This is a genomic window from Dyadobacter sp. CY347 (genome assembly GCF_021502655.1).
GTDB lineage: Bacteria > Bacteroidota > Bacteroidia > Cytophagales > Spirosomataceae > Dyadobacter.
In genome coordinates this window covers 70,438-88,679 of sequence record NZ_JAKFFT010000007.1, presented here as the reverse complement: position 1 = coordinate 88,679, position 18,242 = coordinate 70,438, and the positions used below count along the sequence as shown (strand labels likewise).

General features: G+C 44.0%; 14 protein-coding genes. 11 read left to right on the top strand and 3 right to left on the bottom strand.

All coding sequences use genetic code 11. From position 1 onward, the window contains the following. The first annotated feature begins 25 nt into the window (after nt 1-25). Both L0659_RS16115 and L0659_RS16110 read left to right on the top strand, forming a co-directional pair. Nucleotides 26-3,940, top strand: a complete 3,915-nt coding sequence (locus L0659_RS16115; protein ID WP_235127648.1) for a PVC-type heme-binding CxxCH protein — start codon at nt 26-28, stop codon at nt 3,938-3,940. A gap of 1 nt (nt 3,941) precedes the next feature. Continuing rightward, the gene (locus tag L0659_RS16110; protein WP_235127647.1) at nt 3,942-4,853 is read left to right on the top strand and encodes an alpha/beta hydrolase; all 912 of its coding nucleotides are present in this window, start codon (nt 3,942-3,944) and stop codon (nt 4,851-4,853) included. A 66-nt stretch (nt 4,854-4,919) separates the two neighbouring features. On the opposite strand, the gene L0659_RS16105 is transcribed toward L0659_RS16110, so the two are convergent. The 3 genes from L0659_RS16105 to L0659_RS16095 form a co-directional block, all read right to left on the bottom strand. After that, entirely contained in the window at nt 4,920-6,602 is a 1,683-nt protein-coding gene (locus L0659_RS16105) for a RagB/SusD family nutrient uptake outer membrane protein (RefSeq protein ID WP_235127646.1), read from the bottom strand. A gap of 19 nt (nt 6,603-6,621) precedes the next feature. After that, nucleotides 6,622-9,663 carry a TonB-dependent receptor gene (locus L0659_RS16100; protein WP_235127645.1) on the bottom strand — a complete coding sequence of 1,014 codons (3,042 nt, stop codon included), beginning with the start codon at nt 9,661-9,663 and terminating at the stop codon, nt 6,622-6,624. A 370-nt stretch (nt 9,664-10,033) separates the two neighbouring features. After that, nucleotides 10,034-10,303 carry a hypothetical protein gene (locus L0659_RS16095; protein ID WP_235127644.1) on the bottom strand — a complete coding sequence of 90 codons (270 nt, stop codon included), beginning with the start codon at nt 10,301-10,303 and terminating at the stop codon, nt 10,034-10,036. A gap of 117 nt (nt 10,304-10,420) precedes the next feature. Between L0659_RS16095 and L0659_RS16090 the strand changes: the two genes are divergently transcribed. The 9 genes from L0659_RS16090 to rhuM all read left to right on the top strand — a co-directional run bounded on the left by L0659_RS16090 (nt 10,421) and on the right by rhuM (nt 18,176). After that, nucleotides 10,421-10,639, top strand: coding sequence for a helix-turn-helix transcriptional regulator (locus L0659_RS16090; RefSeq protein WP_235127643.1), 219 nt, complete (start codon nt 10,421-10,423; stop codon nt 10,637-10,639). Nucleotides 10,640-10,861: 222 nt separating this feature from the next. Beyond that, nucleotides 10,862-12,403, top strand: a complete 1,542-nt coding sequence (locus tag L0659_RS16085; protein WP_235127642.1) for a DUF6973 domain-containing protein — start codon at nt 10,862-10,864, stop codon at nt 12,401-12,403. Between the two features lie 229 nt (nt 12,404-12,632). Further along, on the top strand, nt 12,633-12,998 hold the full coding sequence (locus tag L0659_RS16080) for a hypothetical protein (RefSeq protein WP_235127641.1): 366 nt from the start codon (nt 12,633-12,635) through the stop codon (nt 12,996-12,998). Between the two features lie 61 nt (nt 12,999-13,059). After that, on the top strand, nt 13,060-13,647 hold the full coding sequence (locus L0659_RS16075; RefSeq protein ID WP_235127640.1) for a hypothetical protein: 588 nt from the start codon (nt 13,060-13,062) through the stop codon (nt 13,645-13,647). 270 nt (nt 13,648-13,917) lie between these two features. Beyond that, nucleotides 13,918-14,373, top strand: coding sequence for a hypothetical protein (locus L0659_RS16070; protein ID WP_235127639.1), 456 nt, complete (start codon nt 13,918-13,920; stop codon nt 14,371-14,373). A gap of 194 nt (nt 14,374-14,567) precedes the next feature. Next, entirely contained in the window at nt 14,568-14,912 is a 345-nt protein-coding gene (locus L0659_RS16065) for a hypothetical protein (protein ID WP_235127638.1), read from the top strand. Nucleotides 14,913-15,230: 318 nt separating this feature from the next. Further along, complete coding sequence (locus L0659_RS16060) at nt 15,231-16,499, top strand: site-specific integrase (protein ID WP_235127637.1); 1,269 nt, start codon at nt 15,231-15,233, stop codon at nt 16,497-16,499. A gap of 2 nt (nt 16,500-16,501) precedes the next feature. Next, nucleotides 16,502-17,194, top strand: a complete 693-nt coding sequence (locus L0659_RS16055) for a hypothetical protein (RefSeq protein WP_235127636.1) — start codon at nt 16,502-16,504, stop codon at nt 17,192-17,194. 10 nt (nt 17,195-17,204) lie between these two features. Further along, entirely contained in the window at nt 17,205-18,176 is a 972-nt protein-coding gene (rhuM, locus tag L0659_RS16050) for a RhuM family protein (RefSeq protein ID WP_235127634.1), read from the top strand. Nucleotides 18,177-18,242: the final 66 nt, after the last annotated feature.

Genomic DNA, 18,242 nt, shown 5'->3' with positions numbered 1-18,242 from the left:
CGATTACTGACTTAGCTTATTTCCTATGAAGTCCAAATTTCAGCATATCCTTCTGGCCATCGTTTTTTTGTCAGTCACATTTGTAAAACCGGCAAATGCGCAAGCGCCTAATCCCGGATTTACACCCAAAAATGGCGACCATATCATCCTGCTCGGTAATACATTTGCGGACCGGATGCGTCATTACGGCTACTTTGAAACATTACTCCAGAAAAATTTCCCCGGCAAACAACTTACCATGCGCAACATGGGATGGAGCGCGGACGAAGTCGGTTTACAGCCCCGCCCGCTCAATTTTCCGGGTTTCGGAGAAAAAACAACAAGGCTAACCGAGGGCCAGAAGGAGGTGAAATTTCAAGGTTTTACGCACGAAGGCGAGCGCATTATTATGCCCGTTGCGCTCAATTTCGAAGGTTTGAACCAGGATCTTTACGACCAGAAAGCGGACGTGATCTTCCTGTGCTTTGGAATGAATGAAGCATTTAAAGGCCCGGCTGGTTTGCCGCAATTTGAACAAGACCTCAATGCATTCATTCAAAACCTGCAAAAAAATCAATACAACGGCCGTTCCGCTCCTGCGCTCGTGCTGGTTTCCCCGATCGCGCATGAGGAGTTAGGTGTCAACTTTCCAAATCCTGCGGAGCACAACAAAAATCTGGAATTGTATACCAAAGCCATGCAGAAAACAGCTTCCGCAAAAGGGCTATTTTTCGTAGATCTGTTCACGCCTTCACTGGCTAAAATGAAGCAGAAAGGGCAGGAAGAGCTGACGATCAATGGCATCCACCTCACCGGCAATGGCTATAAGTTGGCTGCCGAATGGATGGGCCAATCATTGGGTTTTGGTAAAATGCCTGATCTGAACTCGGACAACAGCAAGAAACTTCTGGCGGTGATAAAAATGAAAGATGACCATTTCTTTTACCGCTGGCGGGCTGTGAATGGCGAGTACATTTATGGTCGCAGAAGAGAGCCGTTTGGGGTGATCGCATTTCCTCCAGAGCTTCGGAAAATCAATCAAATGACCGCTTCGCTGGATTCCGTGATCTGGGAAATGGGCAAAAGCAATGGTGCCGAAGCTTATAAAAAAGCAGTTGAAATCATCGATAGGCGCGGAAAACCGGTCGATCCCATGCTTATGCCCGACATTCCGATGACTGGACGCCAAGGCGAAGCCGCGAAAGCTGCCGCGCATGCACATCATGAGAAAATGTGGCCTGCCACAACTGATAAATTCAAGCTGCCGGAAGGTTACGAGATTAATCTTTTTGCTTCAGAAAAGGATTTTCCGATTGAAAAACCGGTGGCCATGAATTTCGATGCGCGTGGCAGGCTTTGGGTGGCGACGATGCCCACCTATCCGCAATACTTTCCCGGCATTCCGGTTCATGACAAAATTGTGATCCTGGAAGACACCGACGCGGATGGCAAAGCCGATAAGCACACTGTTTTCGCCGATGACCTTTATCTTCCGCTGGGTTTTGAATTTGGCGATGGCGGCGTTTATGTGTCCCAGGAGCCGGATATTGTGTTTTTGAAAGACACCGACGGCGATGACAAAGCCGATCACCGCGAAGTGGTCCTAACCGGTTTTGGTTCGGAAGACAGTCATCACGCTACGCACGCATTCACATTCGGGCAGGACGGCGCATTGTATTTCAACGAAGGCACATTCCTGAATTCGCAAGTGGAAACGCCTTACGGCCCGATCCGCTCTTACGCCGGCGCGACTTACCGTTACGAGCCACGCACTGCGAAACTCACGCATTATATTTCCTATCCTTACTACAATCCGTGGGGCAGTGTTTTTGACAAATGGGGCATGCATTTGATCGGCGACGCGTCCGATGGCTCCAATTATTTCGCCCCGCCCATGACCGGCAAAGTCACTTATCCTGATAAGCATCCACGCATTGAAATGTTCACCGAAACGCGTGTAAGGCCCACTGCCGGCATTGAAATCGTTTCCAGCAGACAGTTTCCCGATGAAGTTCAAGGTGACTTTTTGGTTAATAATAACATTGGTTTCCAAGGCACGAAGCAGCACCGGATCATTCCGCGCGGCTCGGGCATTGGCAGTAAGGAAGTGGAAGCAATTTTGCAATCCGAAGATCCAAACTTCCGCCCTATCGACATTGAATTCGGCCCGGATGGCGGCTTATACATTGTAGACTGGTATAACCCGCTGATCTCGCACGGAGAAAATCCCCCGCGCGATCCCGCCCGCGACAAATCACACGGCCGCGTTTGGCGAATCACTTACAAAGGCAAACCAGCGCTGAAAGTAACCGACGTTTCCAAGCAAAGCATTCCTGAATTACTTAATAATCTGAAAGTGCATGAAGACCGTTTCCGCTATCGTTCGCGGGCGCAGATCAGGGAAAAGAAATCAGCGGAAGTTTTGCCTGAATTGAAAAAATGGACTGCTGCATTGGATAAAAATGATCCGCAATACGAGCATAATCTGCTGGAAGGATTATGGCTTTACCAGGATTTCAATGTAGTTGAACCCAATATTCTAAAAACATTACTGAACGCAAAAGAGCCTCAGGCACGCGCCGCGGCCACAAAACTGCTCCTATACTGGCATGCCCGCATTCCCGGTTCGCTAGAATTGATGCGCGCCCGAGTTAATGATGAATCGGCCCGTGTGCGGATAGAGGCCGTTGTCGCATTGAGTTACTTCAATTCAGAACAGGCCGTAACCGCAGCGACGGATATTTTCAAATATCCAACCGATTACTATATGGATTATGCTGTGCATGAAACATTTAGATTTTTGAAGCCTATCTGGCTGGCAGGCATGAAGCAAGGCAAAAGTTTTGATAAAAAAGCGGCACATTATCTGTTAAAACTGGCCAATGCAAAAGAACTCGCTACATTAACACAAACGCCGGAAGTGCTGACTGCCATGCTGACCCGGCCCGATGTTGACGCTTCGAAAAAACAGGAAGCAGTCACCCAGCTTGCCAAAGAGCAAAAAACCGGCAAAGTAAATGTGCTGCTCGCGGCGATCAGGGACGAAGAAAAAAGCAGATTGCCCAATACGCAAAGCACAGCCCAACAGGAGCTTATCAAATTGTTGTTAAGTGTCGAGCCTGCTCAATTAAAACAAAACCAGGCCGAACTGGCCAAACTCATCAGCGCGGACACCAGTCAGGTAATGCAGGCAACCGGGTTTGCGGCCTTAATTACTGCCGGGCAGTCGGATCCTTCTTTTCAAAAAGTGATTCAGGAGAAACCTGCGGCTTACTTGAGTGGCATTTCCATGTTGACCAATGCAGATCTGAGGGCTTCCTTTTTCACAGATGTTAAAGAACTGGCAGCCAAGGCCCCCGCTGCAGCCTATCCGTTACTGATGAGAATGACTATTGAAAAACCGGCTAAAACGCAAATTACCAAGGACTTCATAGCATCATTGAGCAGCACACCTGAGTCCGTTCAGAACTCCAAGGCATTTGCTACGGCCATTACGACGATGAAAAATCTGGTCTATTACATGCCGGAAAAAGACAAAAAGGATGTGCTTTCGATGCTGGAAAATATGGGAACCATTGAAATTAAGCTCGTTGCAATTGAAGCCAAAATGGCTTTTGACAAAAAAGCATTGACAGTTCCTGCCGGAAGAGCAGTAACATTAGTCTTTGAGAATCCCGATTTGATGCCGCATAATGTAGTGATTGTCAAGCCCGGAACAACCGAAAAAGTGGGTGAAGCAGCAGATGCAATGGCAAGTTTGAAAGATGGTTTTGAAAAGAATTTCGTGCCGTCGACGCCGGATGTGCTGTTCGCAACACCATTGGTAAACTCAGGGAAAAGCTTCCGGCTGGAATTTAAGGCACCAGCTCAACCCGGCGAATATCCGTTTATTTGTTCATTCCCAGGACATTGGCGGGTTATGCAGGGAATTTTGACGGTTACAGATTCCAAAGTGCCGTAATATGTTAAAACTGAAACGTTTTCTCCTGGCTGCCGGAATTCTGCTGACAAGCATAGAAAGCATCGCGCAAACCTACATAAACCTCTATCCCGGAACGGTCCCGAATTTAATTTCGGGGCCGGATCAGGAAACCCATACAGCCAATGCATCCGTGGATTCCCTCACATCCAAAGTCTCCATTCCGGGCCTGACTATCTTTTTACCAACCGCAGAAAAGGCAACCGGAACGGCGGTAATCATCTGCCCGGGAGGCGGTTACGGCACATTGCTAACCAAACGCGAAGGCAGCGACGTCGCCCGCGCATTCAACAAATTAGGCATAGCCGCATTCATCGTAAAATATAGATTACCCGACCCTAAGATCATGAAAGATCAATCCATCGGACCGATCCAGGACGCACAGCAAGCGATCAAGATTATTAGGGAACGCGCAAAAGAATTTAGGATAAATCCTGCGAAAATAGGCATTATGGGATATTCCGCAGGCGGCCACCTCGCCTCCACCGCCGGAACGCATTTCGAAACGCGTTACATTGACGAAGCTGGAAAAACCAGCTTGCGGCCGGATTTTATGATATTGATCAATCCCGTTGTCAGTTTCAATGATAGCACGGGGCATATCGGCTCGCGGGATAATTTATTGGGCAAAAATGCAAGCCTTGAAAAGATTCGCTTGTTCTCCAATGAACTTCAAGTTACCAAAGCAACACCACCAACATTTCTGGTCCATTCCGGCGCAGACGTGGTTGTTCCGGTTTCTAATAGCATTGAGTTTTACAAGGCATTAAATAAGAATGGAATTCCGGCCGCCATGCACATTTATTCCAAAGGTGAGCATGGGTTTTTGTCTTACCCTTCGTTTGAAGAATGGTTTGGGCGGGTTGTAGCTTGGTTGAAGGTTAGTGGATTTTGATTTGATATAAAAAAAATCCCAGAACAGGCTAACCATTCCGGGATTTAGTAATGTACTCAAAACCGATCAATTATAACCTGGATTCTGCTTAAACTCATCCTTGTTCGTAATTGCATCCAACTGAACTTGCGGGATGGGACGAACATTGTGCGTTTCCTTAATGTTTGCTTTCGCATCCATATTGTATTTCTGCACATAGCTTACCAGTTTTCCCGTCCGTTTCAGGTCGTACCAGCGGAAAAGTTCTCCTGCCAGCTCGCGGGCGCGTTCGTCCAGGATGAAATCAATATTCAGATCTTTCGCAGCGACAACCATACTGGCTTCTTTGCCTGGGATCGCGCGTTTTTTGCGCAGATCATTGATATAAGTAAGCGCCTCGGCGGGATTTGTCTTCATTAATGCTTCTGCCGCGATGAGATACAATTCTGCAATGCGGATCACGAAACCATCGCGGGAACTCCATTCCTGGTTGGCGGTGAGGCGCGTTGGGTCCATTAACTTGCTCATTTGGATAAATTGCGACCGGAGCAGAAGCGATCCGTCTTCCATATACATCGTGTTGCGGTCGAAGATTTTGTAGCGGCCGGCTGCATTGGCAACTTGTGCAGGCGTTGCAACGGTTTTCATGAAAACCATGGATGTGTCTCCGAATGCCATCTTTGGATAGCCATTGACGGTTCCGGCTTTCAGGTTAGGAACGTTTGCAAGCCAAACGGTTTGAAAAGTGCCCGCATAGCGCTGATCAGCCTTTTCATTAAACAAATCGAGCAAATGCAATGTCGGCACATAACGCTGATAAGGACGGCCGTAAGCAACCGAACGCTCCATGCCGGGCTGTTTGTCATAGACCATAATGAAATGCAAATGGCTGTTATTGCCCTTTCCTGCCGCAGGATCGTAATCCCCGTTCATGGTGTCGTCATTGGTGTAATTCACATAATAAACCACTTCCGAATTTGCGCCGCCTTCGGAATTTTTCATGTCCCAAAGCGATTTGAAATCGGAAAACAATGTATAGCGGCCGGATGCGATCACTTCCTTGGCCAATGTTGCTGCTGTCGCATACATTTCGGCATTGTTAGTAGAACTGGCGCGGGTTAAGGCCATTCTGGCTTTGAATGCTTTTGCAACATCCTGTGTGATCCGGCCATTTGTGGATTTTGCAGGAGCCAGATTGGCGATCGCAATGTCCAGATCAGCGAAAATCACTTTGTAAAAATCCTCCACGCTGGATCTTTTGGCAGTGGTTACTGCACCGGCAGTTGGCTCTGTTTGGAGCACCACATCGCCCCAGGTTTCGGTGATCAGCCACAAGTAATGTGCCCGCAAAAACCGCACTTCGCCTTCATATTGCTTGTTCATCGCTTCTGACAAAATGGGCGCGGGAAGCAGCTTTAATGCTGTGTTACAAGTGTTTATGGCTTTGTATAAATGTGCCCAGTAATCCTTCAAGTTCGTTTGTGCACCATTCAAATCGACTGTATAATCCGAGATCTGGTTGGCTTTGTTGTCGCCGCCGCGAAGGAAAAGGTCTGTTCCGGTTTCGGCGAATGCGGATGGAAATTCTTTGCCGTACCAAAGTCTTGTTCCTGAATAAGAAGCATTTACAGCTGCTGTGATTCCCAGTTCGGTTTGGAAAAATGGGTCCTGGGTTAAGCCGCTTTTATTGGTTTCTGAGAGATAATCCTCGCAGGATGTAAGCCCGGCGAGCGAAAATGCCACTAGTAAGGCTGTTATTTTAATTTTCATCGGAATGTCTGTTTTTGAATTAAAAATCAATGTTTACACCAAAGATCATCTGCTTCACAAGCGGGAAGTCCAAAGCGCCACCACGTTCCGGATCGTAATCTTTGATCTTGCTGAAAGTGAAATAATTTTGCAGCGTTCCATAAACCCGCACGCGGCCCACACCGATCTTTTTGGTCAAAGGCGAAGGAATGTTGTAACCCAACGAGACGTCCCGGATCTTCACGAATGACCCTTTGACATAACCCAATGTGGATTGATACAAATAATTTGTGGTTGAGTATGAGCTGTTTGGCCTTGGAAATGCATTCGTTGGATTTTCTGGCGTCCAGTAATCTACATTTGAGGAATTTTCCAGCGCGCTCGGCTTGTAGGCGCCCGCATTGTATTCGTAATTGATATAATGTCCGATGCGGCCGTATACAAACACGCTCAGGTCAAAGTTTTTGTATTCAAAATGATTATTAACCCCAAATGAGAATTTTGGAACACTCGAAAAAGTCGTGCGATCGCCCGGATCAACCACGCCGTTTCCGTTCATATCGGCGACTTTCACGTCGCCCGGTTTATTTTTTCCAAAATCCAAAGCGGCTTCTTCTTCGCCTAACTGCCAGATCCCGATCTTTTTATAATCAAAAAACACTTTCGTAGGCTCGCCGACAAACCAGCTGTTGGCCTCGTTGCGCGTCACACCATTGTTCAATGCGATGATTTTTTCACGGTTCAAAGTAAATGTCCAGTCTGTGGACCAGTTGAATGCTTTTCCAGTGATATTCTGGGTCGTAATAGCGAGCTCAACTCCCTTGTTTTCAACCTGACCAATGTTTTCAAGGATTTCGCTATAACCCGTGTGCGTCGGCAGCAAGCTTGGCAATAACAGATCCTTCGTCCTCGACCGGTAAACATCGATCGTTCCTGAAATCCTGTTCCCTATCAAACCAAAATCCAAACCTGCATTCCACGTGCCCGTTGTTTCCCAGGTCAACGCAGGATTCGGGATTACGCTTGGCCAGTAACCATAGGCAGCGCTGGTTCCGAAAGCATACGCAGACAGTCCCAAACCGCCTTTTGTAGCATAAGGATCGATTGTAGAGTTACCCGACCTACCCCAGCTAACGCGTAATTTCAGATCATTAAAAACTTTGCTATCCTGTAAAAACGGCTCTTCGATCACGCGCCATGCTCCTGAAACGGAAGGGAAATAGCCCCATTTGTTTCCGGCAGCCAACACAGACGATCCGTCAGCCCGCAGGGAAGCCTGGAAAATGTATTTGTTGCTCAGCTTATAATTGATCCGTCCAAAAAACGAAGCAATGGTCGTTTCCCGCAACCGGCTGCCGATTGCTTTTGAAATGGTGTTGGAATTCAGGTCATGAAAAGATGTGATTGGCGAGGCCTGGTTGTTACCCGATGACGTGTATTCCTCAAATTTTGTCCCCAAAGAACTCGTCCCCAAAAGCCCCTGAATCTGGTGATTACCAATGCTTTTGTTGTAATTCAATGTGTTTTCCCAGGTGTAATTGAAGTAATTATTGATCTCCACACCGGAATTGGAGTTACGCCCGGCATTCGCGACCGTGTTGTAACCTTTGTAATAACCACGCCGGAAATCCCTGAAATCCAAACCAATGGTCGATTTCAAAAACAGCTCATTCGTAATTTTTACATCCAGATATGCCGATGAGAACAAGCGTTTGTCTACAATGTTGTTTACAAAAACGCCGGGCTGCTCGTCCGCCAGAGGCGTGAATTGCGCGCTGTAACCGGGCGCCGGATTGAGGATCAATGTTCCGTCATCATTGAAAGCCTTCGCGATCGGAAGGATTTTGTTGGCCATATTCAGCGGATTATCACGCTTATCCTGGTTTTTGTAAGAATAAATCGCGCTTAACCCTACCCGAAAACGATCATTGAGCTTGTGATCCACACTGATTTTGCCGTTCAGCCTGCGATAGACATCATTCAGCAGCAAACCTTTGTCTTTTTGATAACCAAATGACGTTGAGAATGTCGTTTTTTCGCTTCCGCCCGTGAGGTTGATCTCGTAATTCTGCATCAAACCATTGTGGAAAATATAGCTCTGCCAGTCTTCAAATTGCTTATCCTTAATGTATTGCAATTCTGTAACCTGGAAAATGTCCTCGTCCTTCCGGTAAACATCACCATTCGTGGTCCGGTAAGCCTCGCGTTTTTGCTGCGCATACTCCTCACCGTTCATCATGCGCGGATACAGCGCCTTCTTGTTCATCGACACATAAGAATTGAACGAAAGCGTGGATTTGCCTGACGAGCCTTTTTTCGTGGTAATGATGATCACCCCGTTCGCTCCGCGCGTTCCGTAAATCGCCGTTGACGCAACGTCTTTCAGCACTTCAATCGAGGCAATGTCTGTCGGGTTAATGTCGATGAAAGAGCCGTAAGGAATTCCATCCACCAACACAAGCGGCTTATTATCAGCCCGTAACGATCTGTTGCCTCGTAAAACAATGTTGATATCCGCTCCCGGCTGGCCAGAGCTTTGGGTAATGTCGATCCCCGAAACTTTTCCCTGCAATGACCTCAACGCATTCGTCGTCGGAATCGCCGTGATATCCTTGGCTTTCACCGATGTGATGGCCCCGGTCACATCGCTTTTCTTCATCGTTCCATAACCCACAACCACGATCTCTTCCAGCGCCTTGGTATCCGCCAAAAGCTTCACATCGATCACCGAGCGGTTATTGACCTCAATTTCCTGGCTGATATAGCCCACGTAAGAAAAAACCAGCGTCGCACTTCCCGCCGGAATGGTCAATTTGTACAAACCATTTGCGTCCGAAGTCGCGCCGGTCGTAGTTCCTTTCAATAGAATGCTCACACCCGGCAACTCCTCACCATTATCGCCCGTCACTTTTCCCGAGATATCCAAAACAGCATTCAGCCTGTTTTCTCCATCCGCCGACACAACTGGGTGCGCCGTGAAATTCAAATGACTTCCGGCATAAACCTTCTGATTACCAACCGGTAAGATTCCATACATGAGCATCAGCCCCAGGGCCGACGCACTTTGTAGTTTTCTAAACATACATCATAACAGTTTATATTATTCTATTTATTAATGCAAAAATCACATTCAAAAACGGTCGTAATCTTGCCGGGATGCATTGGCAAAGCGCGTTTTGAAATGAATGTTCAGATGATGTTCAAAGCAGCTCAGAATATTAATAATCGAAGAAAATATTGATTATCTTTTTCACTGACGCCGCGTTCGATGAAAGGAAGGTTAGCGATTAGCAAGAAACGCCAAAGAATTTACCCGAATATTTTTATGCAATCGATATCGGGAACGTAGCCAAAATAGAATTGATCCGTTTTTTTGTTGGATAATTCGTGATTATTTAATGTAGATTTAATTCGAAGAAACTAAATGTGACCGGAGGTAAATTGGATTAAATTTATAAGGAGCTGCTGGGCACCGCAATTTTATCTTCGTCCAAACACTCCTCTAAAAACCCTTTCGCAGACTCCTCCGAGTAATCGGCCACAAAACGCCTCGCCGATCCCGCATCCGCAAATTGCGCAAGAGTTTCTAACATCAACTCCCGCCCTTCCGATTCGACAATGAACGCTGTAATGCGAACAATTTCCTGATTTTCCTCGCTGCGATCACGGTGCAGGCAGATTTTGGTTTGTGATTTGGTAAGGGTTATGATTTTGAAGTTCATGTGTGCTGCTTGGTTAGAGTGAAGGCATTTTTTATTAAACAAATGTAAATATATTCAACAGAATACAACGTATCCGTTGTGTAAAATGTTTTTGTTTAATGTGTCCTTTAACATTATATGGAAAAGGATGTGGAATTAAAGAAGCTTGGTCTAAGAATAAAGGAATTGCGTAAGATGAAAAACATCACGCAGGAAGAGCTCGCGCATGCAATCGACAAGGATCAGCAGTCAATCCAACGTCTTGAAACAGGAAAGATTAACCCGTCATTTTTATATCTCCAACAAATCGCAAAGGGCCTGAACGTGCCACTAAGCGAGATTTTTGATATACCATAAATTTCTGCGGTGAATAAGCCCCATAATCCCCGCAAAAGATGCGGTGAATAGTCTATTTAATCTCCGCATATCTTGCGGTGAATAAAGAAAACCAAAACATTTTCACCGAAGAATAACCGGACCTAACCGCTTGTTCATTTCCGCCATACAGGCTTGTAAAGGATCGAATCTTAAATCGTAATCTCACAATCGATTTACTTTTTCATCCTTCACAAACTATTTATGCAAAAATTCTCTCCTTTCAGACGCATCGCGTCGTGCATTTCATTTCTTCTCGTTTTTGTGTTTGCGTTTTCAAACCAGTCCTGCCGTGAAGACCTCGATCCTAAAAGTTCTCCTGAAAATAGCCCGGCTGAGAAAGTCATGGCAACAGAAGACAGAATGCTCACCTATGATCAGTTTTTGGAGCAGGTCAGGGGATTCAAAGACAAAGAAATGTACGACCATTTCAGGTCAAGCGCCGAAAAAAGCCTTCGGTCCAGCGAGAAAATCATATTCCCTTTTCCAACCCTTCCGAGCACAACCGACAGCGTCCGAAAACTCACCATTAACAACCATACGACTTACACCATTCCTGTTTACCGCAGATCCCACACCTGCCCTGTTTTCAGAAACATCATCATAGACTCGACAGACACGGGTGTAAAAGCATATTTGGCCTGGTATTTCCCGGACAAGAAGTGGATTCAGGAATATAAGAAGGATCGCAAGCGGAGCTTCTACGGAACCGTGATCATGAACAATTACGACGGTCTGCCGTCCAGCGGAAGACCCGAAGGGCGCACCAATCTGGTTCCCGTTTGCGCATCTGTAATGGTGCTTTCCGGCATTGTGGAGCATTTATGCTGCCATAACTCGCAGCATACATCATGTGGTTGCCCGACCGGAACCAAATACTACTTTGAATATCAATACAACACCGTAACGACCTGCATTGACTCATATATCGACGCATTTGGCGGCTATGGAGGTTCGGGAGGCGGAACCGGAGGAGGCTCAGGGGGAGGAACCGTCCCGAATCCTGGGGGTGGTTATGATCCTTGCCAACAACCTAAAACTGGGACTGGAAAAACACCTTGTACGCCAAATACGCCTGATCCCGGGCCGGTTGTTGTGCCGAATGCGAATGTTGTACCATTAGTTAGCATCGCGTCAGCTAAGGGTGTCAGCTTTAATTCTACTGAGATGTCAATGCTAAATTCGCTGAGTTTGACTACGATAAATAGAATTAAGAACTTAATTTCCAAGTTCGGTGGTATGGTGGAAGGCGATTACGACAACTTGATGACAGCAATAACCGGAGACGATCTATCCGATTTGGAAAACGGAATGTTGGATATTCTTGGTGATGGATTTGCAGACAGTATCTTCATTGTCAGACTAATATATGCGGCTAATGCTTATGCAGCACAAACTTATACAGCCGTGAAATATAATATCTGCGGTTCAACATGTTCCGGCTGTAAGGCTAATGCATTCAAGCACGCACTCTTTTTAATATTTAATGCTGAGTTGTTCACTATAAAAGCTGCAAGTGCCTTAGCATCCGCACATGAAGATGGCCAAGTGAGCAAAGAGGCTCAAATGGACAGAGTAAATAACGCAACAGGGCAGAAAATTTATGAGAAATTTCTAGGCAGTGGAACCCCAAATCAGTGGGCAGATAGGGTAAAAATTGCTGCTGATAACGCGGACTTTGGAATGACATTCCTAAAATCAGATGCATTTGTGAGCACGAAAACAGCTGATAATACTTGTTTATGATTAAACCCAATTGTACCTAGAAAATCTCGTAGCGATGAAAATTTGGATTCTTATAACATTCGGCTTATTGATTTCATGCTCAGACAGGCGGTTTGGGACTTGCGACGCGCCTGAACACGTAACATTCAGGGAAGTATCATTTAGTTTTCCAATCAGCGCTCACGATGCGTTAAGGTTTTCAGATAAGATTTCATACAATCGAAGTGAATGGATCCGAACGGATTCTATCATGAAAAACACATCGGCTATCTGGTTTTTTGAATCTCACGATAACAAATTTTACGCGATAGACTCTGTCAACTATATGAAAGATGCGCTGATATATGGAGTCACATTCGTATTGCAGGCGGAAATACATAAAACCGATGCTCAGCTTCTCAAAGAATTACAAAAAAACTTTCCTGGTCATTATGAATATGTAGATCAATATGGAAGTCAGTATTACATCAATCGGCGTGGATGTATCACTATCATCCTAAAAAGAGAATGGCACTTTGAGAAACCGTATCCTTCTGTTTCCTTTTGCTATGGGTTAAGCAAGAATCAAGGGGCATATTATGGCCATAAAACCGGAAACAAGTCAGGATTTGACTGACCATGCCTATATCACAGCTCATGAAAAAGCATATCTTTTTTTCAAAAGCACTTCACATATCATGAAAATATTGCTAGTCTTTTTGATGACCGTGATCCTGATTCTTTACTTAGCTACTAAGCCCTGGCGAACGGATGGGACCTGTGATCAGGTAGCGAAGGTAGAATTCAGGGGAGTTAATTTTCAATTTCCATTAAAGATTAAAAGCGCATTGAACCCTAAAATTCATGCATTTGTCCGAAACTCATCGTGGCTACAAACTGATTACTTTGGCAGTAATCAAATCTCAACTAAATGGTTTTTTAATTGGGATAATGACTGGAACGGTCATCAAGAAATAAATGATGCATTGAAAGAGAAAAGGATCTATGGGGTTGCCTTCGAACTTCATAAGGATAGTTGTAAGACGGATCAGGAGATCGTTGCGGAAATTCAAAAGATTTATCCGGGTAATTACCGGTATGTTGAAAACCATGGAAATACATCTTACATATGGGAGCGTGATTGCTTAACGGTTTTTGTAAAAAGGGCAAATCAGTATCCAGCAAAATACAGCATACCTGAGATTTCATTTTGCTATGGACTGGATGATGACCAAATAAAAATTTACGCAACCTATACCGGGTACATCAACCATTATCCTGATTAATCTACCCAATCTTCACTTATGATACGCAACAATTGCGTACTACGAAAAACAACTGAGCACCAGTTACCGTCTAGCAAGGCTCTGAACCGTTGAATAACTCAAAGCCAACCGGATCCAAAATTTTATAAGCCGCTCGTGAAAAAAGCCATTCTATATACTACGGCCGTCCTTGTCGTAATTCACATATTACTTACCGAAAACCGTAAAATTGATGGGACCTGCGACCAGATAGTCCCCGTGCATTTTAGAGGAATTAATTTTCAGTTTCCTATGAAAGTCCAAGGCGCTCTAAAAACACCAAGGAGCGGCCTATCCCAAGGTCAAAAATTTATGCAAACAGACTCTATTGGAGGAAAAAATATTTCCGGCAAATGGTTTTTTGGCTTTGACTCAAAATGGGATGGAAAGGAACTTACCCTCAAAACGGTCAAGGACAACCTAATTTATGCAGTTGCATTCGAGCTGTGTGCAGATAGCTGCAAAACAAATCACGAGATCGTTGCAGAAATTCAGAGTTTGTACCCGGGAGATTTCAGATACTCTTGCAAAAATGGGTTTTCAAGTTACATATGGGAGCGGGATTGTCTCACTATTTTTTTAAAGAGGGCATATATATATGGAAAAGGTTATAGCGTACCGGAGATTTCTTTTTGCTATGGAATAAGCTCCTCAGAAATAGACCTCTATCAAATGCATACCGGCTTTATCAGTGGGCAAGCTGACTAATGTATTATTGCCATAAGACAGGAAACAAGTCAGGATTTGACTGACAATGCCCATCATCACAGCTCATGAGAAAGTTTCTAAATATTACAAAAAAACTCCTTTACATCCTGGATCGGGTTTTATCCATTTTGGGTAAAATCATTGTTGCTTCCTTGATCGGGGTTTTTGTCATCTATCTATCATTTCAAAACAAGATGGAGGAAAAAAAATATGAGAAAGATGCAAAGGTAAATTTCCGGGGGATCAAGTTTCAGTTTCCTATGAAGGTGCATGGCGTGCTAAAAACTCGGATGAGCAGCTTTTCCAGAAACTATATGTGGATAAAAACGGACTCCATAGGCGGTAAAAATATCTCTGCCAAGTGGTTTTTTGATTTTGATAATCAATGGAAAAAGCCTGACGAAATATCAGACGAATTAAAACAAACATTAACGTACGGTGTTATGGGAGCGCAACGACCTCACCATCTTTGTCAAGAGAGCTTATCAATACCCAGCGGGATACAGCATACCAGAGGTTTCATTTTGTTACTCGCTTGACGATGAGCAGAAAGAAATTTACGCAACCTATACTGGGTACATTGACAATTATCCTGATTGACCAGAAACCGATACGCTACCAACAAAAAAACCGCTGCGATTGCTCGTAGCGGCTTTAAGTTGTGGTGATGGACGGAATCGAACCTTTGAACTTCATCATTGTTGTATTTAATCTAAATTATTGCCTTTCAGGCTTATTAGGAACAAATATATTAAATAGGATTAAATTAAATATAACCTTTATCAACATTTTACTGTAAACCAGTTTGTAAACCAGCATGCATACAATATTTTTGTCTAAACAAAGTAAAGTATCTCATGGCAACTGTAAAATACTACTTGAAGAAACCAAACCCAAATGGGATCTGCTTGATTTCCCTGTACTTTCGGTACGGTAGTGAGCAAGTTGTCATATCGACAAATCTATTCACCAAGCCCAAGTTCTGGGATTCTAAAAACCAAAAGTTAAAGTCAGGTCATGAAGGATATTCAGAGCTAAATGCCAACTTGGAAAAATGGCGAAATGAAGTTCAGAAGATATATCAGCAACGTTTATACCAAAGGCTTCCTATTACTCCTGCCGATTTAAAGCCGCTTTTTGAGCGTGAAATCAGGATCGACAGATACGAAGCTGCTCCATTGAAAGAGAAATCCGGACTGACGGAATTCATTGCCAAATACATTCAATCCGTAGTAGCATTCAAAAATCCCAATACGATTAAAACGTATCACTCACACTTAAAGATGCTCTTAGAGTTCCAGGTAGATTCAAAAAAGAAAAGCATCAGTTTTAATGACATTACGCTCGACTTCTATCATGATCTCAAAAGTTTTATGGTAGAGATTAAGAAGTACAATGAAAACACACAGAACAAACACACTGGCCTTTTAAAGTTTTTCCTTAACGAGGCAACTGAACGTAAAGAAAATGAAAACCTGGAATTCAAGAGCCGACGGTTTTCAACGCCACGGAAAGCTGTGGATTCAATCTATCTAGATGAAGAAGAGATAAAGTTGCTAATGAAGCTCGACCTATCTGCTGAACCAAGACTAGAAAAAGTACGGGATCTTTTTATTGTCGGTTGCTTTACGGGTCTACGGTTTTCCGACCTTACTACTTTACAAGCCGAGAATATCTCACCCGATTTCAAATATTTAAAAACCAAGGCCGTCAAAACTGATGAGTACCTTGAAATTCCTATTCACCCGATTGTCAGGAAGGTTATGGAGAAATACAAGGATCGGACGCCGAACCATTTACCACCGGCAATATCCAATCAAAAGATGAACGAATATCTGAAGGAAATCGGTGAAAAAGCCAATCTGAGCGAGGATGTGGCATTATTTGAAAAGAAAGGAAAAGTTCGGACTCAGAAAAAGGTGAGTAAGTTTTCTTTAATTACATCACATACCGCCCGGCGATCCTTTGCAACCAACGAATATCTTGCAGGCACACCGACTTACGCTATTATGGCAATTACTGGCCACAGAACAGAGAAGGCGTTTTTAACTTATATCAAGGTTACTAAAAAACAATATGCACGTCAACTTTCTGAAATTTGGAAAGAACGATTTAAAGATGAGTGATTATGGAAAATAATAACATAATTTATGTATCCAAGTATTCTGTCTGGAAAAGGATTCTTCAAGTTTTTTTTGGAGTCAAGAATGACGATTTGCCGCTAACACCATATTTCAAATATGAGCTTAGGGTTCGTCACCATCAAAACAACTTGTGCTTTGACAAAGAACCATCAAGACTTCTTTACGAAAACAGTATCTTCGGACTCCTCTCAAATTTCAATTCCATCACCGGTGCCATTAGCTGTCTTAAATATCACTTTGCTCTATATGATGCAAAACATGAATATTTAGACTTTTTCAGATACGAGCTCCCGGCACGAATTAAATCATCAAGTAGTAAGTCCTCCAAAATCATATTTGAGGGGTGCCTAGATTGGGTCACCGAACAGATAAGAGAGTATCATATGGAGCCCATTTATCTTGGTTCAAGAGCCGAGCTTCAAGGCACAGACCCCGAAAAAATAATGCGTTTGTTTACGTTTCTTTTTAATGACATCAGCGACCCAAACGGTTCAGAAGTTGCAATGAAAGGAACAAACTTGGGAGGAGCTATTGTCTTGTATCAATTCTCATGTTTTAAAGATGTAGCCCTTTCCACCTTACAGAAGGATTTTGCCACAATGAAAAGCAAAAACAACATTCCCCCCAAGCTACAACATGAATTAAGAACTTTTTTCTATGGTCAGGCAGACAAATGACAATTTAAACATGGATAACAAAATCGAAATCTATCAAAGTAGCGATGGACAGACCCGGATAGCGGTGGTGTTTGAAGAAAATAATGTTTGGCTTAGTCAGCAGCAACTGGCTGAGCTGTTTGGACAGACCAAACAAAATATCAGTCTGCACGTCGCTAACATATTCAAAGAGAAGGAGTTGGAAAAAGAGGCAACTGTCAAGGATTACTTGACAGTTCAAACAGAAGGCGGAAGAACAGTTAATAGAAGAATCAGTTTTTATAGTCTCGACGTAATAATTTCTGTTGGATATCGAGTAAAATCTTCTCAGGGAACAAAATTTAGGATCTGGGCAACTCAGCGATTGAAAGACTATTTAATCCAAGGTTATGCCATTAACGAGCAGCGACTTGCAGAGAAACAGCAGGAGGTCCAAACACTCAAAGACGGCATTCGTATATTAAGCAGAGCAATAGAAAGCAAAAACAATGATACAGATTTTGCATGGCTCGGCCAATTTGCTAAAGGATTGACGTTGCTTGACGATTACGACCATGAACAATTAGACCGAAAAGGAATCACTACCAAGCCTGCAGTGTATCCGGAGATATCAGATTACTACCGAGTCGTTGAAATCATGAAGGCAGATTTCGATTCCGATGTTTTTGGAAAGGAAAAAGATGAAAGTTTCCAGAGCGCACTGGTACAGATCGGCAAAGGTTTTGGTGACATTGACTTTTATCCGTCCATAGAAGAAAAGGCGGCTACTTTACTATATCTGATTATCAAAAATCATGGCTTTGTGGATGGCAATAAGCGTATTGCGGCCTCATGCTTTTTATTATTCCTTGAGAGCAACGGCCTATTAAAGTCCATATCTGGAGATTCTATCATCAGCAATGAAGCACTTGCTAGCCTAACTCTGTTTGCAGCGGCTAGTATGCCGGAAGAGATGGAGACAGTAAAGAGATTAGTAGTCAGTGTTTTGAATAGGAACCAGTAAATGGCAAGATGAAAGCAAAGCTGTTATACTTTTTGGCCACGAAGTGCTAGTGTATCCCGACTTAAA